At 72.2% G+C, this 22,998-nt stretch carries 17 protein-coding genes and 1 riboswitch; of the genes, 11 read left to right on the plus strand and 6 right to left on the minus strand.

Annotation, left to right across the window (positions count from 1 at the left end; translation table 11 throughout):
- Window positions 1–12 precede the first annotated feature (12 nt).
- Window positions 13–843, plus strand: a complete 831-nt coding sequence (truA, locus tag ACLJOK_RS29230) for a tRNA pseudouridine(38-40) synthase TruA (protein WP_410821767.1) — start codon at window positions 13–15, stop codon at window positions 841–843.
- Window positions 844–855: 12 nt separating this feature from the next.
- Here truA and ACLJOK_RS29235 read toward each other — a convergent pair whose 3' ends face one another.
- Complete coding sequence (locus tag ACLJOK_RS29235; protein ID WP_410821768.1) at window positions 856–1,965, minus strand: hypothetical protein; 1,110 nt, start codon at window positions 1,963–1,965, stop codon at window positions 856–858.
- A gap of 102 nt (window positions 1,966–2,067) precedes the next feature.
- On the opposite strand from ACLJOK_RS29235, the gene ACLJOK_RS29240 reads away from it, so the two are divergent.
- Genes ACLJOK_RS29240 through ACLJOK_RS29250 form a run of 3 tightly spaced genes read left to right on the plus strand, consistent with a single transcriptional unit; the run spans window position 2,068 to window position 5,393 of the window.
- Window positions 2,068–2,673, plus strand: a complete 606-nt coding sequence (locus ACLJOK_RS29240; RefSeq protein ID WP_410821769.1) for a class I SAM-dependent methyltransferase — start codon at window positions 2,068–2,070, stop codon at window positions 2,671–2,673.
- Between the two features lie 41 nt (window positions 2,674–2,714).
- Complete coding sequence (locus ACLJOK_RS29245) at window positions 2,715–4,394, plus strand: ABC-F family ATP-binding cassette domain-containing protein (protein ID WP_410821770.1); 1,680 nt, start codon at window positions 2,715–2,717, stop codon at window positions 4,392–4,394.
- Window positions 4,395–4,430: 36 nt separating this feature from the next.
- Window positions 4,431–5,393 (plus strand): aldo/keto reductase, encoded by a 963-nt coding sequence (locus ACLJOK_RS29250; protein ID WP_410821771.1) that lies wholly within the window; start codon window positions 4,431–4,433, stop codon window positions 5,391–5,393.
- Window positions 5,394–5,581: 188 nt separating this feature from the next.
- On the opposite strand, the gene ACLJOK_RS29255 is transcribed toward ACLJOK_RS29250, so the two are convergent.
- Window positions 5,582–6,124, minus strand: coding sequence for a hypothetical protein (locus ACLJOK_RS29255; protein ID WP_410821772.1), 543 nt, complete (start codon window positions 6,122–6,124; stop codon window positions 5,582–5,584).
- Window positions 6,125–6,195: 71 nt separating this feature from the next.
- Complete coding sequence (locus ACLJOK_RS29260) at window positions 6,196–12,027, minus strand: ThuA domain-containing protein (protein ID WP_410821773.1); 5,832 nt, start codon at window positions 12,025–12,027, stop codon at window positions 6,196–6,198.
- Window positions 12,028–12,339: 312 nt separating this feature from the next.
- Window positions 12,340–12,449, plus strand: a riboswitch (TPP riboswitch).
- Between ACLJOK_RS29260 and thiE the strand changes: the two genes are divergently transcribed.
- From thiE to thiC, 7 genes are all read left to right on the plus strand, one after another.
- Complete coding sequence (gene thiE, locus ACLJOK_RS29265; RefSeq protein WP_410821774.1) at window positions 12,444–13,070, plus strand: thiamine phosphate synthase; 627 nt, start codon at window positions 12,444–12,446, stop codon at window positions 13,068–13,070. It overlaps the preceding riboswitch by 6 nt.
- Window positions 13,064–14,227, plus strand: coding sequence for a glycine oxidase ThiO (gene thiO, locus ACLJOK_RS29270; protein WP_410821775.1), 1,164 nt, complete (start codon window positions 13,064–13,066; stop codon window positions 14,225–14,227). Before thiE ends, thiO begins: the two co-directional genes overlap by 7 nt.
- Entirely contained in the window at window positions 14,218–14,418 is a 201-nt protein-coding gene (gene thiS / locus ACLJOK_RS29275) for a sulfur carrier protein ThiS (RefSeq protein ID WP_410821776.1), read from the plus strand. The genes thiO and thiS overlap by 10 nt, the downstream gene beginning before the upstream one ends.
- Window positions 14,415–15,194 (plus strand): thiazole synthase, encoded by a 780-nt coding sequence (locus tag ACLJOK_RS29280; RefSeq protein WP_410821777.1) that lies wholly within the window; start codon window positions 14,415–14,417, stop codon window positions 15,192–15,194. Before thiS ends, ACLJOK_RS29280 begins: the two co-directional genes overlap by 4 nt.
- Window positions 15,191–15,868 carry a thiamine phosphate synthase gene (locus ACLJOK_RS29285; protein ID WP_410821778.1) on the plus strand — a complete coding sequence of 226 codons (678 nt, stop codon included), beginning with the start codon at window positions 15,191–15,193 and terminating at the stop codon, window positions 15,866–15,868. Before ACLJOK_RS29280 ends, ACLJOK_RS29285 begins: the two co-directional genes overlap by 4 nt.
- Window positions 15,865–16,650: a bifunctional hydroxymethylpyrimidine kinase/phosphomethylpyrimidine kinase gene (gene thiD / locus ACLJOK_RS29290; RefSeq protein ID WP_410821779.1), complete on the plus strand. Its 786-nt coding sequence runs from the start codon at window positions 15,865–15,867 to the stop codon at window positions 16,648–16,650. The genes ACLJOK_RS29285 and thiD overlap by 4 nt, the downstream gene beginning before the upstream one ends.
- Window positions 16,651–16,667: 17 nt before the next feature.
- The gene (gene thiC, locus ACLJOK_RS29295) at window positions 16,668–18,260 is read left to right on the plus strand and encodes a phosphomethylpyrimidine synthase ThiC (protein WP_410821780.1); all 1,593 of its coding nucleotides are present in this window, start codon (window positions 16,668–16,670) and stop codon (window positions 18,258–18,260) included.
- A 161-nt stretch (window positions 18,261–18,421) separates the two neighbouring features.
- On the opposite strand, the gene ACLJOK_RS29300 is transcribed toward thiC, so the two are convergent.
- The 3 genes from ACLJOK_RS29300 to ACLJOK_RS29310 all read right to left on the minus strand — a co-directional run bounded on the left by ACLJOK_RS29300 (window position 18,422) and on the right by ACLJOK_RS29310 (window position 22,996).
- On the minus strand, window positions 18,422–21,664 hold the full coding sequence (locus ACLJOK_RS29300; protein ID WP_410821781.1) for a hypothetical protein: 3,243 nt from the start codon (window positions 21,662–21,664) through the stop codon (window positions 18,422–18,424).
- Between the two features lie 76 nt (window positions 21,665–21,740).
- Window positions 21,741–22,049, minus strand: a complete 309-nt coding sequence (locus tag ACLJOK_RS29305; protein ID WP_410821782.1) for a cupin — start codon at window positions 22,047–22,049, stop codon at window positions 21,741–21,743.
- A complete protein-coding gene (locus ACLJOK_RS29310) occupies window positions 22,046–22,996 on the minus strand; it encodes an LLM class F420-dependent oxidoreductase (RefSeq protein WP_410821783.1) in 951 nt (316 codons plus the stop codon). The genes ACLJOK_RS29305 and ACLJOK_RS29310 overlap by 4 nt, the downstream gene beginning before the upstream one ends.
- Window positions 22,997–22,998: the final 2 nt, after the last annotated feature.

Genomic DNA, 22,998 nt, shown 5'->3' on the forward strand with positions numbered 1-22,998 from the left:
AGGAGGTACGAGGTGGACGAGCGGATCCGGCTGCGGCTGGACGTCTCGTACGACGGCACCGACTTCTCCGGCTGGGCAGCCCAGCCGACCAGGCGCACCGTCGCGGGGGTGCTCGCCGAGACCCTGGACCTGGTCCTCGGCGCCGGTACGGCCACCGGGCTGACGGTGGCCGGGCGTACCGACGCGGGCGTGCACGCCACGGGGCAGGTGTGCCACGTGGACCTGCCCGTGGACGTGTGGCGGCAGCACGAGGGACGACTGCTGCGTCGCCTGGCCCGGCTGCTCCCCACCGACGTGCGGGTACGGGCGATGACCGAGGTGCCGGCCGACTTCGACGCCCGGTTCTCGGCCACCTTCCGGCGCTACGAGTACCGGGTCACCGATGCGCCCTTCGGTGCCGAGCCGCTGCGCCGTCACGAGGTGCTGGCCTGGCCGAAACCGCTGGACCTGGCGGCGCTGAACGCCGCCGCGAACGGGCTGGTGGGGGAGCACGACTTCGCCGCGTACTGCCGGCGCAAGGAGCACGCGACCACGCTGCGCGAGGTGACCCGGCTGGACTGGCGTCGCGACCCGGACGGCATTCTGGTCGCCACAGTGCAGGCCGACGCGTTCTGCCAGGCGATGGTGCGCAGCCTGGTGGGGGCCATGCTGGTGGCCGGGGACGGCCGCCGCCCGGTCGAGTGGCCGGGCACTCTGCTCACCCAGCGGGAGCGGTCCAGCGAGGTGACGGTTGCCCCCGCGCGCGGGCTGACCCTGGTGGCCGTCGGCTACCCGGCGGACCCGGCCGAGTACGCCCACCGCGCCACCCTCACCCGCCGGTTGCGGGTCCCGGTCGAGGGCTGACCGCCCGCGGGGTCAGTTGCCCGGCAGATCGCCCTGGTTGGCGTTGCTGCCGGTCGGTGCCGCCGTCGGTTGCCCGGCGGTGCCACCGTCGGCCCGGCTCTGCAGCACGCCCCGGCTGAGGTGCAGCTCGATCATGTCGAACAGGATCTCGCGGACCTTGGCGTCACCCGCCTTGACCGCCGCCCCGTCCTTGCGGACCACCAGCGCGTACGCCAGGTAGTGGCCACGAACCTGCCAGCCGACTCGTGCCGGGGCGCTGGCCAGGACATCGGTGCCGTCCCCCTCGTCGGCGGTGAGGCCACGGAAACGGCCCTGCCGCTCGTCGAGCAGTTGCCGGAGCCGGTCTCGGGCCCGTTCCGCGCTGACCTTGTCGGTGAGGTTGAACAGGCCGGCGGTGACCAGGTGGCTGTCGTCGGGCGTGCTCAGCGTGGCCCGGACGACCTGGTTGCAGCCGAGCCGGACCAGCAGGTCGGCTACCTCGTCGGTGGCGGCGACGGCGCAACTGCCGCTGGACTGTGTCTTGAGCACCTGGTAGCTCGGTTGGCCGGCGGTGAGCTTCAGTTCCTTGCCGGGGAAGAGTTCCTTGGCGGTGAGCGGGGCCTGGTCGGTGTCCCGGGAGTCGAGGGCCAGCCGTTCCGCCGGTGCCGACGTCGGGGCGGCGTTCGGCTGGTACGTCGGGTCGCTCTGCGGCTGCTCGTTGCGGTTGGTGAGCAGCGCGGCGGCGCCGAGGCCGCAGAGGGCGAGCAGCACCAGGACGGCCGCGCCGCCGATCAGCACCTGCCAGAGTCGGCCGCCGCCGCGCCGGGTGGGCGGCTGCACCGGCGTCGACGAGGTGTAGATCTGGCTGCGCGGCGGGGCGGGCGGGATGTCGGCACGAGTCGGCAGTTGCTGCGGCGCGTCGGCGCGGGCGGCCGGCCTGGGCTGCGACACATCGGCACGAGCCGGCGCGGGCTGCGACGAGGGCAGCGAGAGTTGGTTCGGCCGGGGCAGCGACGGCGTGGGGAAGCGCGACGGAGAGGGCCCCGCCGGCGGGGGCGGACCGGCGCCGAGCACCGACAGGTCGGACCCGGGCTCCGGGTACTCCTCGAAAGCGTCCTCATCGGACTGGTACCGATACACCATGTCGCCCAGAGTAGGAGTCATTGTCCCTTTAGGGGGTAATATCGGGGAAATGTGCGTGTGGGCCGCGTCAGGTCCGCCCCGGACCGGTGCGAGAATTGCCGGGTGACCGGCGACCACTACTTCACCGCTCAGCCCACCAGCGACGCCCCGGCGCGCGAGGTCGAGTTCTCCGTCGCCGACCGCGACTACCGGCTCACCTCGGCCGGCGGGGTCTTCTCCGCCAGCCGGCTCGACCCGGGCACAGCGGTGCTGCTGCGCAAGGCCGAGCTTCCCGCCGCCGACACCACCGGCGACCTGCTCGACCTCGGCTGCGGGTTCGGGCCGATCAGCTGCGTGCTGGCCGACCTCACGCCCACCAGCACCATCTGGGCCGTCGACGTCAACGCCCGGGCCCGCGAGCTGACCGCCGCCAACGCGGCCCGGATCGGCGCCGCCGACCGGGTCCGGGTCAGCGCGCCAGACGACGTTCCGGACGGCGTCCGCTTCGCCCAGCTCTGGTCGAACCCGCCCATCCGGATCGGCAAGGACGGGCTGCACGACCTGCTGCTGCGCTGGCTGCCCCGACTCGCCCCGGACGGCGTCGGCTGGTTGGTCGTCGCCCGGCACCTCGGCGGCGACTCGCTGCAACGCTGGCTCACCGAGCAGAGTTGGCAGGTCGAGCGGTACGCCAGCCAAAAGGGCTTCCGGGTGCTGCGCGTCACCCGGTAATTGGATATACCGCCCGACCCTCACTGGGGCAGGATCCCGGCGTGGGATACGTGGACGTGGCAGCGGTCGGGCACATCCTGCCCGACGGTCGGGAACTCTTCGCCGACGTGTCGTTCCGGGTCGGGGAGGGCAGCAAGGTCGCCCTGGTCGGGCCGAACGGCGCGGGAAAGACGACGCTGCTGAGGATGGTCGCCGGCGACCTGCCCGTGCCCAGCGGCGTCGTCGCGCGGGCCGGTGGGCTGGGCGTGATGCGCCAGTTCATCGGCATGATCGGCGACGAGTCGACCCTCGCCGACCTGGCGTTGTCGCTGGCCCCGCCGGCGCTGCGCGACGCCGGCCGGCGGCTCGGCGAGACCGAGGCTGCCATGCGGGCGGCCGAGGCCCACGGCAAGTTCGGCAACGCCGCTGGCAAGGCCCAGCTGGCGTACGCCGATGCGCTCGGCGCCTGGGGCGAGGCTGGCGGGTACGACGCCGAGGTGCTCTTCGACACCGTCGCGACCATCGTGCTCGGCCAACCGTGGGACGCCGTCCGGGACCGTCCGGTGCGTACCCTCTCCGGCGGCCAGCAGAAGCGCTTCGCCCTGGAGTTGCTGCTGCGCGGCCCGGACGAGGTGCTGCTGCTCGACGAACCGGACAACTTCCTCGACGTGCCCGGCAAACGCTGGCTGGAGGCGCGACTGCGCGAGTCGACGAAGTCGGTGCTCTACGTCTCGCACGACCGCGAGCTGCTGGCTCAGAGCGCCGATCGGGTGGTCGCCGTCGAGGGTGGCAGTGCCTGGGTGCACCCGGGCGGCTTCGCCAGCTGGCACGAGGCTCGGGTGGCTCGGCACGCCCGCCTCGACGAGCTGCGTCGGCGCTGGGACGAGGAGCACCAGAAGCTGCGCGAGCTGATGCTGATGTACAAGCAGAAGGCCGCGTACAACGACGGGTTGGCCTCGCGTTACCAGGCCGCGCAGACCCGGCTGCGCAAGTTCGAGGAGGCCGGGCCGCCGCCCGTACCCCCGAAGGACCAGGACATCCGGATGCGGCTCAGCGGCGGGCGGACCGGCAAGCGCGCGGTCGTCTGCGAGCAGCTGGAGCTCGACGGCCTGACATTCCCCTTCGACCTGGAGATCTGGTACGGCGACCGGGTGGCGGTGCTCGGTGCCAACGGCACCGGCAAGTCGCACTTCCTGCGGCTCCTGGCCCGCGGCGGCAGCGACCCGGACCCGGCGAACGGGCCGGTCGACGGCGCGGGCGCGCTGACTCCGGTGGCGCATGAAGGCGTGGCCCGCCTCGGCGCCCGTGTCCGCCCCGGGCACTTCTCCCAGACCCACGACCGGCCGGAGCTGATGTCGAAGACGCTCGTCGAGATTCTCTGGCGGGGTGACGAGCACCGCACCGGGATGGACCGGCACGCGGCGATGGGTGTGCTCAGTCGCTACGAGCTGGCGGCGCAGGGCGACCAGCGCTTCGGCACGCTCTCCGGCGGGCAGCAGGCCCGGTTCCTGGTGCTGCTGCTGGAGCTGTCCGGGGCGACCCTGCTGCTGCTCGACGAGCCCACCGACAACCTCGACCTGGCCAGCGCGGAAGCGCTCGAAGCGGGCCTGAACGCCTTCGCAGGAACGGTGATCGCGGTCACCCACGACCGGTGGTTCACCCGCTCCTTCGACCGGTTCGTGCTGTTCCGGGGCGACAGCGAGGTGGTGGAGACCCCGGAACCGGTCTGGGACGTCGGGTGAGCGGTCCCCGGCGGCGGTGCGTCCGGCCGGCATAGGGTGGATCTCGTGACTGAGATGACCTATCGCCGGCTGGGCGACTCCGGGCTCGTGGTGTCCGTGGTCGGCATCGGCTGCAACAACTTCGGCAGGAAGCTCGACCTCGACGGCACGCGCGCGGTGGTGGACGCCGCCCTGGACGCCGGGATCACCCTCTTCGACACCGCCGACATCTACGGCGAGCCGCAGGGCAGCTCCGAGGAGCTGCTCGGGCAGGCGCTCAAGGGTCGCCGGGACGACGTGGTGGTGGCCACCAAGTTCGGCATGGACATGAACGGCCTCAACGGGCCGGACTACGGCGCGCGGGGTGCGCGGCGTTACATCGCCCGTGCCGTGGAGGCGTCGCTGCGCCGGCTCGGCACCGACCACATCGACCTGTACCAGATGCACGAGCCCGACCCGGGCACCCCGATCGACGAGACCCTCGCCGCCCTGGACGACCTGGTCCGTGACGGCAAGGTGCGCTACCTGGGCAACTCCAACTTCGCCGGCTGGCAGATCGCCGACGCGGACTGGGTCGCCTCGTCCAACGGCCGGTCCCGTTTCATCAGCGCGCAGAACCACTACAGCCTGGTGGAGCGCTCGGTGGAGGCCGAGGTGATCCCGGCGTGTGAGCGGTTCGGCCTCGGCATGCTGCCGTTCTTCCCGCTCGCCAACGGTCTGCTCACCGGCAAGTACAAGCGCGAGGCTCAGCCGCCGGCCGGCAGCCGGCTCTCCGGCGGTGGCCGGTACGCGGAGCGGCTCGCCGCTGCCGACTGGGACACCATCGAGGCCATCGAGGCGTATGCGGCCGAGCGGGGTCTGACGATGCTCCAGGTGGCGATCGGCGGGCTGGCCGCTCAGCCGGCGGTGACCTCGGTGATCGCCGGTGCCACCACGCCCGAGCAGGTGCGTGCCAACGCCGCCGCCGGCGTCTGGGAGCCCAGCGACGACGATCTGGCGGCGCTGCGCGCCGTCCTCTGAGTCGGAGGGTGCGCGCGCCGCAGGCTGCGCCGCTGGGCGCCCTGCTCGTGATCCACTCGCGTTCCTTGAAATCGGTGTCACCTGTGGTCGGGGAAGCCCCGACTTCAGGAGAGCCGAGTCGATCAAGCCGAACGACACTGGGCCGGGCCGCTCGTCGCGGCCCGGCCCAGTCGTTTCATGCTGTGTGCTTAGTCGGTGCGGCGGCGGCCGAAGAGCATGGCCACCCCCATCGCCGCGGCGACGAGCACGAGACCGGCCGCCGCGAACGGCCACCAACCGGTGCCCGCCCCTCCGTCGACGGGCTTGGTCACCGCGACCGGCGCGGGCGCCGGCGGTGACTGCGCCGCCTTCGCCTGCACGGTGGCGGTGGCCTTGCTCTGGAGCGGAGCGGGGGAGTTGACCGACACCTTCCACGTGCCGGTGGAAAGCACCGGGCCGCTGCTGTAGAAGCCCTGCCCCTCGGGCTGCGGTTCGAGCTGCACCGGCCCGACCCGCTGCCCGTCCGGGCCGGTGGCGGTGAGGACCAACCGCACCACCTGCTCCAGCCGGCGACCATCGGCGTAGGTGGCCTGGATGGTGACGCCCTGAGCCCCGTCGCCGGCCACAGTGAGTTTGAGCTTGTCGGTCTGCGCCGCCGGGGCTTGAGCGGCTTGCGCCGCCGGGGCGGCGGTGGACAGGGTCAGGGCCAGTCCGACGAAGACGGCGGCCAACACCTTGCGGATACCCGTCACGGACATCCCCTCCCTACCGATGAGGGAGGCCCCTCCCCGACGCCGCAGCGCCGGGGAGGGGCCTCGTCGGATCAGAGCTGGCGACCGGGTGCCAGCCGGGTGGCATCGCCACCGAGCCGCCCGGTGCCCTTGACCGGGTCACCGTCGTTCGCCTTGACCCCGGCCTTGCTGGCCGCGCCGCCGAGTCGAACGATCATGGCGTCGGCGTCCCGGATCAGGACGTCCCGGACCTCCGCCTCGGGCACCAGCGTGGCGTCGCTGGCGAGCGTCCGGAACGCGGTCAGCTGCCGGACGGCAGCCTTGTCGTCGCCGGCCGCCTCGGACGCACGAACAGCGTCGAGCTTGTTCGACAGCTGCTTGTGCGCCTTGGTCGAGAGCCGCCCCGTCGCCTTGAACCGGTCCAGCAGACTCTGCATGTCCCGGAACGAGGTGGTGACGAAGAACCGGACCGTCGAGGTGGTCTTGTTGCCCGCCTTGTCGGTAGCGGTGACGGTCAGCTCGTGCAGGCCGAGCGACAGGTCGTACATGGCCTGCAGGGTGCCACTGGCGTACGCCTGGCCGTCGAGCTGACCGACCACGCTCGCGATGCCCGAGGTCGGGTCGACGGCCTGCCAGGCCACCCGGACGTCCTGGCTGTCGCCGTACAGCTGGCCGTCGGCCAGCCCGGATACCAGCAGCGTCGGCTTGGTGCCGTCGATGCGCAGCACCGCCGACTTCAGCGTCTCGACGTTGCCCGCCTTGTCCGTCGAGCGGAACAGCAGTTCGTGCTGCCCGTCACCGGTCACCTCGACCGGCGCCGAGTACGGCGTCCACGCGCCACCGTCCAGCGACCACTCCACCGTCTTGACGCCGGAACCGGCGTCGGTCGAGGTCAGCACGACCGGGATGGTCCCGTTGTGCCAACCGGCGTCGTTCGCCGGAGCGAACGTCGCCGAGGTCACCGGCGCGGTGGCATCGATCTTGACGGAGACGGTCTTGGTCGCCTCCACGTTGCCGGCCTCGTCCGTCGAGCGGAACCGGAGCTCGTGCTCGCCGTCCCCGCTGACCGCCACCGGAGCGGTGTACGCCGTCCAGGTGGTGGCCCCGTCCAGCTGGTACTCCGTACCGGCGAGCCCGCTACCGCCGGCCTCGTCGGCACCGGTGAGCGTGATCGTCACCGGCCCGGTGTGCCACCCGTCGGTCGGGGTGCCGGAAACCGCCGCGGTGGTCACCGGCGCCGTCTCGTCGGCCACCTCCGTGCTGAGCCGGAAGTAGTCGAACGAGGCGGTCTTCGACGCCGTCTGGTTGGCGCCGAGGGTGAACAGCCCGACCTTCGGGGTTGCCCCGACCGCGCTGTTGGTCAGCGCCGTCAACGCGGTCCAGGTCGTCCCGTCGGCCGAGTACGACGCGGTGAACGTGTCGCCCGTGCGGGCCAGCCGCAGGTGCCACACCGCCGAGGTCAGGTTGCCCGCCTCGGGCTGCGGGTTCTGGACCACCCCGGCGATCTCGCTGCGGAACTCGATCCGCCGCGTCACCGCCTGGCCGGCCTGGTTGTCCGCGATGAAGTCGAGCTTCAGGTAGTTGTCGTCGTCCGCCTGCACGAGCAGACCGGCCTGCTGGTACTGCTCGTTCAGCAGGCTGCCGTCGACCTTCGTCTCCAGGGTCCAGTCGCCCGAGGGCGCGGTCTGGAGGATGAAGTTCTTCGGCCCGGTGTTGTCGGTGCCGTAGATGTCACCGTTGGGCACGTCGATCCGCAGCGCGCCATCGGTGACCCGGTAACCGCTCGGGTCCTCCCGCGTCACGGCGTCCCACCGGCACTTGTCCAACGTGCTGCCGGTGAACTCGTCCGACGGGTCGACCGGGCCGGCCGGGGCGTCCGGCGTGACCTGGAACGAGTCGAACGCGGCGTCGACAACCGGCGCCTCGGTGCCTCCGTTGAGCGCGAAGACCCCGATCCGCGGGTTGGTGATGCCCTCGAGCGCGGCCGAACGGCCGACCGGGGTGAAGGTCTGCCCGTCGCCCGAGGCGGACGCGGTCAGGTTCGTCCCGTCGCTGGTGATCCGCAGGTACACGGTGTCACCCGCCGGTGCGTTGGTGGCGTCGGCGGCCTCGTTGCGAGGCGTGGCCGCGGTCTCCCGGATGAACTCCACCCGCCGGCTGCCGTTGTACAGCAGGTCCAGCTTGGCGTAGTTGTCGTCGTCGCCGTACACCAGGACGCCGGCCTGCTGGTAGTTGGCCGTCACCGGCAGGGTGACCTTGGTGGTCATCTCCCATGCGCCGGTCGGGGCCGCCTGGAGCACCAGGTTGGTGGCGTCGTTGCGAGCGCCGTAGAGGTCACCCACGCCGGTGGGCAGCCGCAGGGCACCGCCACTGAGCGAGTAGAGCTGGTTCTCCCGGACGACGCTGGTCCAGCGCTCCTTGTCGAGGCTGTTGCCGTTGAAGTCGTCCGAACGCGCCCCGGAGCAGGACGTGTCCGGCGCGTCGACCCGCACCGGCACCGTGGCGTACGACTTGGCGCCCTTGCTGTCGGTCACCGTGAGGGTGGCCGTGAAGGTGCCCGGGCTGGTGTAGGTGTGGCTGGCGTCCAGTGTGGTCGCCGAGCCTCCGTCACCGAAGTCCCAGGCGTACGTCAACGGGGTGTCGCCCTCGGCGTCGGTGGCCGTGCCGTCGAAGGCGACGGTGACCGGTGCGGTGCCGGTGGCCGGGGTGGCAGTGGCGCTGACCACCGGCGGCCCGTTCTCGGTGACACCGCGGCCGACGAAGTCCATCCAGTTGACGTTGAACAGCGAACCCGTTCCGCCGTTCGGGTCGCGGGCCAGGAAGTACAGCGAGCCGCTCGCGGCGCCGGTGACCGGTGCGCTCACGTCCGTGTACGTCTGCCACGCGCCGGTCGACGGTACGACGGCCGTGGCGACCACCGGCCCGTCAACAGCACCCGCGCGCACCTCGATCCGACCGCCAGCGGCGGCGGAGGCGGCCCGGAACCGGATCTCGGTGATGTTGGTCAGGTCCGCCGGAGCGACCGACCACCAGTCACCATCCTCGATGAAGGCGACGCTCTGGCCGCCACCGGCGGTGTCGGCGCCGGTCTCCCGCTGCACGCCGGGGTCTCCACCGCCGGTGCTCACCGGGGCACGCCCGGTGGCGGTGAAGTACTCGGCCTGCTTCTGCTTCGGCTGAAGGATCTCGATCTGCCGACCGGTCAGGGCACCGGCGCCGCCGGCACCACCCTCGTCGGTGTAGGTCGCCTCGAAGACCGCGAAGACGTTCGCCTCGGCGCCGTGCCCGGAGGCGAGCGACGTCTGGACGGTGCCGGTGCAGCCGGTGTGCTGCTCCAGCGGGTGGGCGTGCTCGTCGTGACCGAGCAGCACCTGAAGCTGCACCCGGTCACAGTCGATCTGCCCGTCCTCGGGGTCGGTCACCTTGATCGAGTAGCGGACCTGGTCACCCCAGTTGAAGAAGCCGCCGTCCGGTGGGAACTCGATGGTGACCGTCGGCGCGGTGTTGCCCACGGTAACCGGCACGTTGGCCACCGCGGTCCGGCCCTTGGGGTTGGTGACGGTGAGCTGGGCGGTGTAGTTGCCCGCCGTGGCGTACGTGTGGGTCGGGTTGGCCTCGGTCGAGGTCTGCCCGTCGCCGAACGTCCAGGCGTAGGTGAGCGTGCCACCGTCCGGGTCCCGGGAGCCGGCGCTGGAGAATGTCACCGTCAACGGCGCCGGACCCGAGGTCGGGTTGGCGGACGCCGCGGCGATCGGCGCGCGGTCACCGGCGGTGTAGTCGATCCGGTAGACGCCCGAGTTGTCGTTGTTGCCGCCGAAGCCGCTGCCCCACTCGATCAGGTACAGCGCGCCGTCCGGGCCGAACTCGAAGTCCATCGGCCGGACCATGCTCATGCCGGTGAGCAACTGGTTGATGTCCACCAACGACTTGCCGTCGGGGGTCAGCTGCATGGTGTACATCTTGTTCTGGTTCCACTCGCCGAGCAGAGCCTTGCCGTCGTAGTACGCCGGCCACTTGCGGTTCGAGTTCAGGTCGGCGTCGTAGCGGTAGACCGGGCCGCCCATCGGGGCGCCGCCGCCGCCGATCTCCGGGTAACGCGCGTCACCGGCGTACCCGTAGTCGACGGTCGCCGGGACCACCGGCGGGAGGTTGGTCAGGCCCGTGTTGTTGGGCGAGTTGTTCACCGGCGCCGCGCAGTCGAACTTCGGACCGCTCGGGCCGGACGGGAACGTGTAGTCGTTGTACGCCTCGTTCGTGCCCGTGCAGTACGGCCAGCCGTAGTTGCCCGGGGTGACGACGTTCCACTCGACCAGACCGCGGGGGCCCCGGTTCGGGTTGTCCGCGTTGGCGTCCGGTCCGTAGTCCGCGACGTACAGCGTGTTGGTCTTCGGGTCGGTGCCGATCCGGAACGGGTTGCGGAAGCCCATCGCGTAGATCTCGGGACGGGTCTTTTCGGTGCCCGCCGCGAAGAGGTTGCCCGCCGGAACGGTGTACGTCCCGTCGTCCTCCGGGTGGATCCGGATCACCTTGCCGCGCAGGTCGTTGGTGTTGCCGGAGGTGCGCTGCGCGTCGTAGTCCTGGCGCCCCGCCCGCTCGTCGATCGGCGAGTACGAGTTCGACTCGAACGGGTTGGTGTTGTCGCCGGTGGCCAGGTAGAGGTTGCCATCGCCGTCGAAGGCCATGCTGCCGCCGGCGTGGCAGCAGGTGTTGCGCTGCGTGTCGACCCGTAGCACCTGCTTCTCGCTGGCCAGGTCGATGGTGTCGCCGGAAACCGTGAACCGGGACAGCAGGTTGCGGGTGACCCCGTCGTTCGGGGCGTAGTACAGGTACACCCACTTGTTGGTGGCGAAGTCCGGGTCGAGCCGGATGCCGATGAGGCCGTCCTCGTTACCGGTGAAGACGTCCAGGTCGACGGCGGTGACGGTGTTGCCGGTGTCCGGCTTCACGATCTGCACGCGACCGTCGCGCTCGATGTAGAAGACCCGCCCGTCGGGGGCGACGTCCAGCTCCATCGGGTTGCTGGTGTTGCTGTCCAGCGTGACCTTCTCGAAGTTCGAGGTCTTCGAGGCGCCGCAGTCGGCGTTCTCGACGCCGGCCGCAGTGCGGATGCCGCCGAGCAGGTGGGAGAGGAACTCGGGCTCGGCGTACGACTCCCGGGTGTGCCCCAGGCCCGTGTACCAGGACCGGCCACCGTCGTAGTCCTGACACCAGGCGACCGGGTGGTCCGCACCCATCGCGCCGGCGCCTGGGGTGTAGCTCTTCTCGTCCAGGCTGGCCAGCACGTGCACGTCCGGCCGAGGGTTGGTCTGGTAGTTGTACCACTCGTCGAACCGGGACCACCGGTCCGGCAACCCGGCCGTGGACGGGTGGGCGTGGTCCTCCACCTTGACAGTGGCCTGCTGGTTCTGCGGGTGGTTGGCGAAGTACGCGCCGACCAGGTCGCCGTACCAGGCCCAGCTGTACTCGGTGTCCGACGCGGCGTGGATGCCGACGTAACCGCCGCCGGCCTTCACGTAGCGCTCGAACGCCGCCTGCTGGTCGGCGTTGAGCACGTCACCGGTGGTGGAGAGCCAGATCACCGCCTTGTACTTCGCCAGGTTGGCGTCGTTGAATGCGGCGCCGTCCTCGGAGTTGTCCACTGTGAATCCGTTGTCGACGCCGAGCTGCTGGATGGCGGCGACGCCGGTGGGGATGGAGTCGTGCCGGAAGCCGGCGGTCTTGGAAAAGACGAGGACGGAGAAGGGATCGGCCGCGGCCTTTGGCGCCTTCGGCGCCACCTGGCTGACCGGGGCTGCGGCTTTCGCATCCCGTGGGGGGACCTGGGCGGCCGCCTGGGCGGGCGCGCCGAACAGGGTGGTCGAGGCCATGGCCAGGGAGATCAGGGTTGCGGTGATGGGTACGCGGGCACGACGAGAACGGGACACGCCGCCTCCTGTGTCGTAGTGACAGAGCTCGCGGGAGTCGGCTCGCCGAAGGCCGTCCCTGATGGAGCCGGTGGTCACACCGTGCCAGGGTGCCCCCACCGACATTTTGTCGAATCGCTGAACAAATTAATTCGGCTGGCTCGATGTCGGGCAAGATGCGGACGGGTAACGGTTCTGCAACGGGGGGCGACATTCCGAACAGGACCACATGAACTGCCCCATGGATCTCGGTCGTTCTGGTGCGGCCCGGTCCGCCGGCCACCACCGACCCCACGCCTTGGCAGGCCGGCGGATCTGTCGTACGGTGACACGCAAGTAACCCACGGGAGCCCGGTGTACCGGGCTGAGAGGGGGGCTGACAGCCCCCGACCGTTGAACCTGATCCGGGTAATGCCGGCGCAGGGAGGAGCGTTGCCGTGCCGTCCCTGGGGCGATTGCATCTCATCACCGACACCCGACCCGGTCGCGACCCACTCGCAGTGGTTCGCGCCGCCCTCACAGTGGCCCACGCCGACCTGGTGGTGCAGGTCCGGGTCGAGGATTCCGCCACCGACCGCGAGGCCTACGACCTGACCCGGCGGGTGCTGGCGCTCTGCGCGTCGTACCAGGCGACCTGCCTGGTCAACGACCGGCTGCACGTGGCGCTGGCGGCGGGCGCCGCCGGTGGCCACGTCGGCGCCGACGACCTGCCGGTCGCTGCCGCCCGCCGGGTGCTCGGCCCCACCGGCGTGTTGGGCGCCACAGCCCGCGCGCCGGGCCCGGCGCACGATGCCGTCGCTGCCGGCGCCAGCTACCTCGGCGTCGGGCCGTGTCACACCACCAGCACCAAGACCGGCCTGCCGGACCCCATCGGGCCGGCCGGGGTACGCGCCGTCGTCGACGCCGTCGACGTCCCGGTCATCGCGATCGGCGGGGTGACCGCCGCCCGGGTGCCGGCGCTGCGGGCCGCCGGGGCGTACGGGGTGGCGGTGGTCGGTGCCGTCTCCACCGCCGCCGACCCGGCACGGGCTACCGCCGAGCTGATCGAGGCCCTGACGTGCTGACCGGCCGGTCCCCGTCACCGCCGTCGAGCGACCGGGTCCGGCCGGACGTGGCAGTGGTGGGGGCGGGGCCGATCGGGTTGGCGATCGCCTGGCGTTGCGCCGCGCGCGGGCTGCGGGTGGTGGTGCACGACCCGGCGCCCGGCTCGGGGGCGTCGGCGGTGGCCGCCGGCATGCTCTCCCCGGTCGCCGAGGCGTACTTCGGTGAGCGGCAGCTGACCGGATTGCTGCTGGCGTCCGCGGCCCGCTGGCCGGCGTTCGCCGCCGAGTTGACCGCGACGACCGGAGTCGAGATCGGCTACCGGACCGAGGGCACCCTGATGGTCGGGCTCACCGGCGACGACCTGGCCGAGGCGCGTCGGCTGTGGGCGTACCAGCAGGGGTTGGGCCTGCCGGTGACGCCGCTGCGCCCCAGCGAGCTGCGCGACCGCGAACCGGCGCTCGCCCCACGGGTGCGCGGCGGCGCGCTCGCGCTCACCGACCACCAGGTCGACCCGCGGCTGCTGGTGCCGGCGCTGCGCACGGCCGCGCAGCGGGCCGGCGCGGTGCTCGTGTCGCAGCCGGTCCGGTCGTTGTCCGATGTGGACGCGCCGGTCACCGTGGTAGCCGCCGGGTGCGGGGCAGCCGCGCTCACCGGCCTGCCCGTGCGGCCGGTGAAGGGCCAGATCCTCCGGCTCCGCGCGCCCGACGGCGTCGCGCCGGGCTTCCGGCACGTGATCCGGGGGTACGCCGACGGCGAGCACGTCTACCTGGTGCCCCGCTCCGACGGTGAGGTAGTGCTCGGCGCGACGGTCGAGGAGCGCTCGGACACCACTGTCACCGCCGGCGCTGTGCAGCGGCTGCTGCGCGCCGGGGTCGACGTGCTGCCCGAACTGGCCGAGTACGACCTGGTCGAGGCGGTCGCCGGGCTGCGCCCGGGCACCCCGGACAACGCGCCGATCCTCGGGCCGCTGCCCGACCGACCGGACGTCCTGGCCGCCACCGGGCATCACCGGCACGGCATCGTGCTCACCCCGATCACCGCCGACCTGATCGTCGACCTGGTGCTCGGCGGCGTACCCGACCCGCTGCTCGCGCCCTTCGGGGCTGACCGCTTCGGGGGTGCCGCGGTGGCCGCGGGCGGAGCTGAACCGACGATGGAGGGGGACCTGTGGAGTTGACTGTGAACGGGGCCGGGCGCAGCGTCGTCGCCGGCGCGTCCGTGGCGGACCTGGTCCGCGACCTCTTGCCGCACCCCCGTGGGGTGGCGGTCGCGGTCAACGGCGAGGTGGTGCCCCGGACCGGCTGGCCGGCCCGGGCGCTGCGCGACGGTGACCGGGTCGAGGTGCTCACCGCGGCGCAGGGCGGGTGAGCGGCGTGCCGTTCGAGCTGGGTGGGGAGACCTTCACCTCACGACTGATCCTCGGGACCGGCGGCGCCGCGAACCTGCATGTCCTGGAGCAGGCGATCCGGGCGTCCGGTACCGAGCTGGTCACACTGGCGCTGCGCCGGGTGGGCACGGCGCCGGGATCCTCCGGTGGGCTGCTGGAGCTGCTGGACCGGTGCGGCGTACGCCTGCTGCCGAACACCGCCGGCTGCCACACCGCGACCGAGGCGGTGAAGGTGGCCCGGTTGGCCCGGGACGCGTTCGACACCGACTGGGTCAAGCTAGAGGTGATCGGCGACGAGCGGACGCTCCTGCCCGACGGGGTGGAGCTGCTCCGCGCCGCCGAGGAGTTGGTCGCCGACGGCTTCACAGTGCTGCCGTACACCAGCGACGACCCGGTGCTCGCCCGCCGCCTCGCCGACGTGGGCTGCGCCGCGGTGATGCCGGCCGGCTCGCCGATCGGTTCGGGGCTCGGCATCGGCAACCCGCACCACATCCGACTCATCCGGCAGGGCGTGGACGTGCCGGTGATCCTCGACGCCGGCATCGGCACCGCGTCCGACGCGGCGCTGGCAATGGAGCTGGGCTGTGACGGGGTGCTGCTGGCGAGCGCCGTCACCCGGGCGGCCGACCCGATGGCGATGGCCACAGCGATGCGGTACGCGGTCGAGGCGGGCCGACTGGCGGCCCAGGCCGGCCGGATCGAGCGCCGCTTCCACGCGCTCGCCTCCACCCCCGACGAGGGAAGACCCGAGCTGTGATCCCGCCGTCCGGGGTTGTCGTGTTGACCGACCGGCTCGTCGCGCGGGGCGGGCTCGACCTGGTGGTGGCGGGTGCCGTGGCCGGGGGAGTGCGCTGGGTGGTGCTGCGGGAGAAGGACCTTCCGCGCGCCGAACGCGCCGCCCTCGCCGCCGACCTGCGCGCGATCCTCGCCGACGTCGGCGGGACCCTCATCGTGGCCGGCCCCGACCCGCTCGGCGGCGACGCCGTGCACCTGCCCGCCGCCGGGCCGTACCCACCGCCAGCCCACGGCCTGGTCGGCCGCTCCTGCCACCACCAACCCGAGCTGAACCGCCTGAGCACCGAGCACTACGCCACCATCTCCCCGGTCTGGCCCACAAGGACGAAACCGGGTTACGGCCCACCCCTGGGACCGGACGGCCTGCAGAGGTTGGTCGAGGTCAGCAACGTGCCCGTGCTGGCACTGGGCGGAGTGGAGTCCCCAGAACAGGTAACCGCCTGCGTCAAGGCGGGAGCCGTCGGGGTGGCAGTGCTGGGCGCACTCATGCGAGCAGAAGACCCCACCGAAACAGCCACCACCCTGACCAGCGCTTATGCAGAGGCGGTCACCCCTGTGCTGATCCAAACCCGGCGCGGGGTCACCCAGGTCTCCACGTCAGGGCTGCGGCCGACCGCAACCAAGGAGGAGAAGTGACCCCGAGCACCATCCTCACCATCGCCGGCTCGGACTCCGGCGGCGGCGCAGGCATCCAGGCCGACCTCAAGGTCTTCGCCGCGCTTGGCGCGTACGGCACCAGCGTCCTCACGGCGGTCACCGCGCAGAACACCCGGGGTGTCGACGCGGTGCTGCCGCTGCCCCCGCGCACCGTCGCCGAGCAGTTGGACAGCGTGCTCACCGATTTCACCGTCTGCGCGGTGAAGACGGGGATGCTCGGCACCCCGGCGATCGCGGACGTGGTGGCCGAGGCGGCCCGGGACGGCCGGCTGCCTCAGCTCGTCGTCGACCCGGTGCTGGTCGCCACGAGCGGTCACCGGTTGGGCGTGGTGGGAGCGGTGGAGCGGCTGCTGCCGTACGCCACTGTGGCGACCCCGAACTGCGCGGAGGCCGCGGCGATCACCGGACGCCAGGTGGACGACGTGGCCGCGATGGTCGTGGCCGCCGAGGCCTTGGTGGCCGGCGGCTCGGAGTACGTGGTGGTCACGGGCGGTGACCTGGACGGGGGCGAGGCGGTCGACGTGCTGCACGGCGGCGGCGTCACCACGCTGTTGCGCGCGCCCCGGGTGACCACCCGGCACACCCACGGCACCGGGTGCTCGTTCTCGGCGGCGATCGCGGTGCGACTCGGTCTGGGCGATCCGGTGCCGGCCGCCGTGGGGGCCGCCAAGGAGTACGTGCTCCGTGCGCTGACCGGCGCGCGGGGCTGGGAGCTGGGCGCGGGGCGCGGGCCGCTGAACCACTTCGGCTGGTCCGCTTGATCACCAGGGAGGCTGTCATGCACGCACGAGGCAAGGTGTACGTCGAGGGTTCGCGGCCGGATGTCCGGGTGCCGTTCGCGGAGGTGGGGCTGACCGGGGACCTGCCGCCGGTGCGGCTCTACGACACGTCCGGCCCTGGTTCGGACCCGGAGGTGGGGCTGCCGCCGCTGCGCGGGCCGTGGATCGCCGAGCGGGGTGACGTGGCGCCGGTGCGGGGGGCGGGCACGCCGCTCGCCGGGGTGGACGGTCGCCGGCCCACCCAGCTCGCGTACGCGCGGGCAGGTGTGGTGACGCCGGAGATGGAGTTCGTGGCGATCCGGGAGAACGTCGACCCGGAACTCGCGCGGGCCGAGATCGCCGCCGGTCGGGCGGTGCTCCCGCTCAACGTCAACCACCCGGAGTGCGAGCCGGCGATCATCGGTAAGGCGTTCCTGGTCAAGGTGAACGCCAACATCGGCACCTCGGCGGTCAGCTCCTCGGTCGCGGAGGAGGTGGAGAAGCTGACCTGGGCCACCCGGTGGGGCGCGGACACCGTGATGGACCTGTCCACGGGCAAGCGGATCCACGAGACCCGTGAGGCGATCGTGCGAAACTCGCCGGTGCCGATCGGAACGGTGCCGATCTACCAGGCGCTGGAGAAGGTCGGCGGCGACCCGGTGAAGTTGAGCTGGGAGGTGTTCCGGGAGACCGTGATCGAGCAGGCCGAGCAGGGCGTGGACTACATGACCGTGCACGCCGGGGTGCTCCTGCCGTACGTGCCGCTGGCAGTGGACCGGGTGACCGGGATCGTCTCCCGCGGCGGTTCGATCATGGCGGCGTGGTGCCTGGCGCACCACGAGGAGAACTTCCTCTACACCAACTTCGAGGAGCTGTGCGAGCTGCTCGCGCGCTACGACGTGACGTTCTCCCTCGGTGACGGCCTGCGCCCCGGTTCGATCGCCGACGCCAACGACGAAGCGCAGTTCGCCGAGCTGCGCACCCTCGGTGAGCTGACGAAGGTCGCCTGGGCGTACGACGTCCAGGTGATGATCGAGGGCCCCGGTCACGTGCCGATGCACAAGATCAAGGAGAACGTGGACCTTCAGCAGGAGTGGTGCCACGAGGCGCCCTTCTACACGCTCGGCCCGCTGACCACCGACATCGCGCCCGCGTACGACCACATCACCTCGGCGATCGGCGCCGCGATGATCGGCATGTTCGGCACAGCGATGCTCTGCTACGTCACGCCGAAGGAGCACCTCGGCCTGCCGGACCGTGACGACGTGAAGGCGGGCGTGATCGCATACAAGATCGCGGCACACGCGGCGGACCTGGCCAAGGGGCACCCCGGCGCGCAGGCCTGGGACGACGCGCTGTCGAAGGCGCGGTTCGAGTTCCGCTGGGAGGATCAGTTCAACCTCTCGCTGGACCCGGAGACGGCGCGCTCGTACCACGACGCGACACTGCCCGCGGAGCCGGCGAAGACCGCGCACTTCTGCTCGATGTGTGGCCCGAAGTTCTGCTCCATGAAGATCACCCAAGAGCTCAAGGAGTACGCCGCGCGCGGCATGAAGGACAAGTCGGAGGAGTTCGTCTACGGCGGCAGCCGGGTCTACCTACCGCTCGCCTGACCCACAGTGTGAGTCATCCCCGGGGCGTCCGTCTGGCGTCGCGGGGTGATCGACTCGGGTTCATTGATCTCGGGGTGTCCGGAAGCTCGGGACAGCCCGGCTTCAATGAACCCGAGTCGATCAAGCGGCGATCGGTCGGTGCCTGAACGCCGGGTGGTGGGTCAGTCGCGGTGGTGTCGACCGGTGGAGCGCAACGATCGGCGGCCGTTCTCCTGCTCGGGCTCATTGTCCGACACCGGCTTGCTCAGACCGGCGACCCAGTCGACGAACTCCTCGTCCTGGGTCGCCAGCGGCTCGGCGGCGTCCGACGTCTTCGGGCTCTCCTCGTCGGCGCGGGACCGGTTGCGGCGGAACAGCCCGCCGAGCCGCCCTCGCCGGGAGGGCTGCTCCGCCACCTTCGGCGGCGTCGACGTTGCCGACGCGGCGTCAGCAGGCGTCAGATCGCCGGTGCCGGTGCCGGTGCCGGTGCCGGTGGCGCTGTCGGTGGTGGCGCTGTCGGTGGTGGCGTTGGTGGCGTTGGTGGTGGTGGCGGAACCGGAGGGCGCGCCCAGCGTGCTCGGGAACTCCGTCGGAGCCGGGTGTTCGGTCGGAGTGGCGGTATCGCTGGCATCGGTCGGCGCTGTGCGTGCCGTCGAGCTGTCCTGCGATCCCGCCGACCCGCGGCGCCGAGAGGTGTCGAATGCGTTCCAGGTGCCGGCCCGGCTCAGGTCCGGCAACGGTGCCCGATGGCGGGGCCTGGGCATCGGCCCGGTCGGCCCGGTCGGCTCGTCGGGATTGCTGGGCCCCTCAGATTCCGTTGCCTCCGGCTCGGAGGCCTGCGGTGGCACCGTCCATGTCGGGGTGACCGGCCAGGCCGAAGGCGCTGGCGTCCACCGGTCCGCGTCCGGGTCACTGGCGGCGGTGGCCCCGAACAACCCGGCGGTGGGAACGTCCTCGGCGGCGGGCCGCGCGCTGTCGGTGCCACGAGCCCCGGCGATTGCAGAATCGCTTGTCGCGTCCGCCGGTGCTGCCTTGCTGCCCGTGTCGGCCTTCGGGACGCGCGCTGTGGCTTCCGCACCAACCTGGCCGGCGGTGGTTGGCACCGCCGCTGCTGGCGTCGCGTCGGCTGCGGTGGTGGGTGCTGGCGTCGCGGTGGTGGCGGTGGTCGGGATGTGTGTGGCGTCGGTTGCCGTGGTCGGGGACTCCGGGTTGGTTGGCACCTGCGTCGCGCCGTCTGCGGCGGTCGTCGAGGCGGCCGGCTTTTGCTTCGACCCGGTAACGGGGGTGGCCGGTGCTCGCTTCGCACCGGTAGCGGTGGTCCGGGCTGCCGCTGCCGTGCCGGCGGCAGCAGCCGAGAGGACCTCGGAGGTCGAGCTCGACCGCTCGCCCAGGCTTCCCCGGCTGGGCGCCGGAGTGTCGGTGGCCGCGTCGGAGCCGGTGCTGTCGGCGGACCTGCCCGGCCGGGTGCCCTTCGTGGCACGGCCGGTGGTCGTCTCGCGGGCGGGCGTCGCGTCGGTGGTCGTCTCGTTGGTGGTCGTCTCGCTGGCGGTTGCCGGAGCGGCAGGGGATGTGTCGTCAGCCACGTCGGAGGCGGTGGCGTCCGGGTTGGCCTTCGGCTTACGGCTGCGTCGCGGCTTGATCGTCGGCGGCGCCTCGGGCGTGTCCTGGTCGGCCGTGCCCGTGCTGCTCGTGCCCGTGCTGCTCGTGCCCGTGCTGCTCGTGCCCGTGCTGCTCGTGCCGGTGGCGGCGGGACTGGGAGCGTCCGTGCCAGTCGGGACCGTGCTGGTCGCCTCGGTGCCGCTGCCCGTGCTGGTCGCTGCTGCGCTGCTCCGGGCCTCCCGGATCGCGGCCGCGCTGGTCCGGGCGGTGCTGCCGGTCGCGGGGCTGGGCGCGTCCGAGCTGGTCGGAGCGCTGGTCGCGGCCGCGCTGGTCGTGCCGGAACCGGGTGCACCCGTGCTGCTCGGGGTGGCGGTGGACCTGCGGGTGGTGCGCCCATCGGTCGGCCCGCCACTGGTCGCCGAGCTGCCGCTCGTGCCCGTCGCGATGCTGCCGCCCCGGCCCGTTGCCGCGCTGCCGGTCAGCTCGTCGGCCGCTCGGCCGCCCGTCGGGGTCGCGGCGTCGACGCGTCCGGCCGTGGTGCCAATCGCGGAGGCGTCGGTGACCTTGCTGACGTCGGTGCTGGCCGAGGGCTCGGTCGTGGCCGGGACATCATCGTGGCGCGGCAGCGTCTGCCCTGCGGCGCTGAACTCACCGGTCGGCGCGGTCACCCAGGCCGCGGGCTGAGTCGGGGCGGCAGGAGAAGCAGTGGCGGGAGCCGGACCGTGCTGTCCGCTCGCCGTGGTCTCCGGCCAGTCCCAGTGGGCCGGGACGGTGCGTACGGAATCGGGGTCGCCCGCCGCCCACGGACCCGCAACGACGCCGCCAGGCTGCGCGGTGGCCAGCTCGGCGTTTGTCGTCTCCGTGTCGGTGCGCTCGGCGCTGTCCCGGTCGTTCGCCGCGCCGGGCAGCGCCGGGCCGGCGGGCAGTGGGCGCAGGATGGCGGTGGGCTCGATGGCCTGCGGATCGGCCGCACGGGTGCCCGTCGGCCAGCGCAGCAGCGCGGCGGCGGCCGCGCCGAGTGCTCCGGCGAGGATCGCGATCAACGAGCCGTAGTAGGGGGCGGCCTGATAGCGGTCCACAGCGTCGCCCGGACCGGCGGTCAGGTAGGCGAACGCCACCAGCACCGGACCGGCCACCCCGGTGGCTCCGCTGACCAGTGGCGCCTGGCCCCGCCAGCGAGCCAGCCCGGCGGTCGCCGCGCCGGCCAGCAGCGCCACGATGGGCAGCAGGAGCAGCGCCAGCCGCTGTGCTGCGGCGTCGTCGAGCCAGCTCGGCTCCAGTACGCCGAGCCGTACGGTCGGCAGTGGGCCGACAGCGCCGAGCGACGGTAGGACGGAGATCAGCGCCAGCAGCCAGACCGCGCCGGCCACGGCCGCCATGTTCCAGCCCAGCTCGGGCCGGAGCAGGACGGCGATCGCGGCCCCCGCCCCGATCACCGCACCGACCATGGCGCAGATGCCCACCGCCCAGACCGGGTCAACGGAGATCAGCTCCGCGGCGCGGGCGGGCTGCATGCAGAGCGGGGCGATGACTGTGGCGCCGAGCGCTGCAGCGCCACCGACCGCCAACTGCCGGCCGGTGCCGACCGCCGGAGTGTCGCGGCGCGCGAGACGTCCGGTCAGGACGGCGCCGGCAACGGCTGCGTTCGCGGCGAACCAGCCCACCCAGACGAGCTGGGCCGGCCACTGGTTGACGGTCGTACCGGTGAATGCGCCGGTCAGGCGGACGATGCCGAAACCGTACGCGACGCCGAGCTGGCCGGCTCCGGCCAGCACGCTCACCCCGAGCGCCGTGAGCAGCAGTCTGCCCCAGGTCCGAAAGGCCATGTCCGGCACGTTACGCACCCGGTACACCCGATTGCCACCGGCGCGCCGCGCGGCACGCCGGTGGCAATCGGCGGGTCTACTTGAGTTCGACCAGCCGGGCCAGGTAAGTCGTATCCCCGACATTGGTCAGCATGTGCACCGCGCCCGGGTCCCGGTAGACCACTCCGCCGGTGGGCTCGTCGGCGTCGATCCGGGTGCCGTCGATGGTCTGTACGACGTTCTTGGCGCCCTCGATCGCCACCACCAGGTAGGGGTGGTCGTGCCGGTGCAGCGGCTGCCGCTCGCCCGGTTCGAGGCGGATGTGCCAGACCCGGACCCGGTCGTTCTCGTACACGACCTCCTGACCCACCGGTCCGAGTTCGGTTCCGTCGATCACGTCGGTCATCGTGCTCCGTCCAGTTGGGGCAGCACCTCGGCGGCGATCAGCTCAAGGTGGTCGAGATCATCGAAGTCGATCAGGCGTAGGTGAACCCGGGTGGTGCCGATCGCGGCGAACTCACCGATCCGCTGCGCGAGCTGCGCGGGGGAGCCGACCACCGGGTCCTCCGGTGGCAGCGCGCTCTTCTCGTGCAGGGGTGCGGCCCGGCGCTGGGCCTCCGCGTCGGTCCGGCCGATGGCGACGACGAGCCCGGCGGAGAGCACCAGCGGGTCTCGCCCGGACTCCGTCCGTCCGGTGCGCTCACACGCCTCGCGCACCCGGTCGTACGCCTCGGCGGTGGCCGCCACGGACTTGAACGGCATGTTGAACTCGTCTGCGTACCGAGCGGCCAGTTCAGGGGTGCGCTTGGGGCCGCGCCCGCCCACGATGATCGGTGGGCCGGGCACCTGCACCGGCTTGGGCAGGGCGGGCGCGTTCACCAGCCGGTAGTGGTCGCCGGTGAAGCTGTAGGTCTCGCCGGACGGGGTTCCCCACAACCCGGTGATCACCTCAAGCTGCTCGGCCAACCGGTCGAAGCGCTCGCCGACCGCCGGGAACGGGATGCCGTACGAGGTGTGCTCGCGCTCGTACCAGCCGGCGCCGATGCCCAGGTCGACTCGGCCGCCGCTCATCTGGTCGACCTGCGCGACCATCACGGCGAGGGGGCCGGGCAGACGGAACGTGGCCGACGTCACCAGGGTGCCGAGTCGGATCCGCTCGGTTTCCCGGGCCAGCGCGGCGAGGGTCAGCCAGGCGTCCGTGGGGCCGGGCAGGCCCGGGTCGGCGCCCATCGACTGGTAGTGGTCGGCGCGGAGGAAGCCCTCGTAGCCGCAGGCCTCGACCAGCCGGGCGAACCGGAGCTGGGTGTCGTAGCTGGCGCCACGGTTCGGCTCGGTGAAGACCGACACCCGCATGG

It is taken from the genome of Micromonospora sp. 050-3 (assembly GCF_046549335.1).
Classification (GTDB): domain Bacteria; phylum Actinomycetota; class Actinomycetes; order Mycobacteriales; family Micromonosporaceae; genus Micromonospora; species Micromonospora trifolii.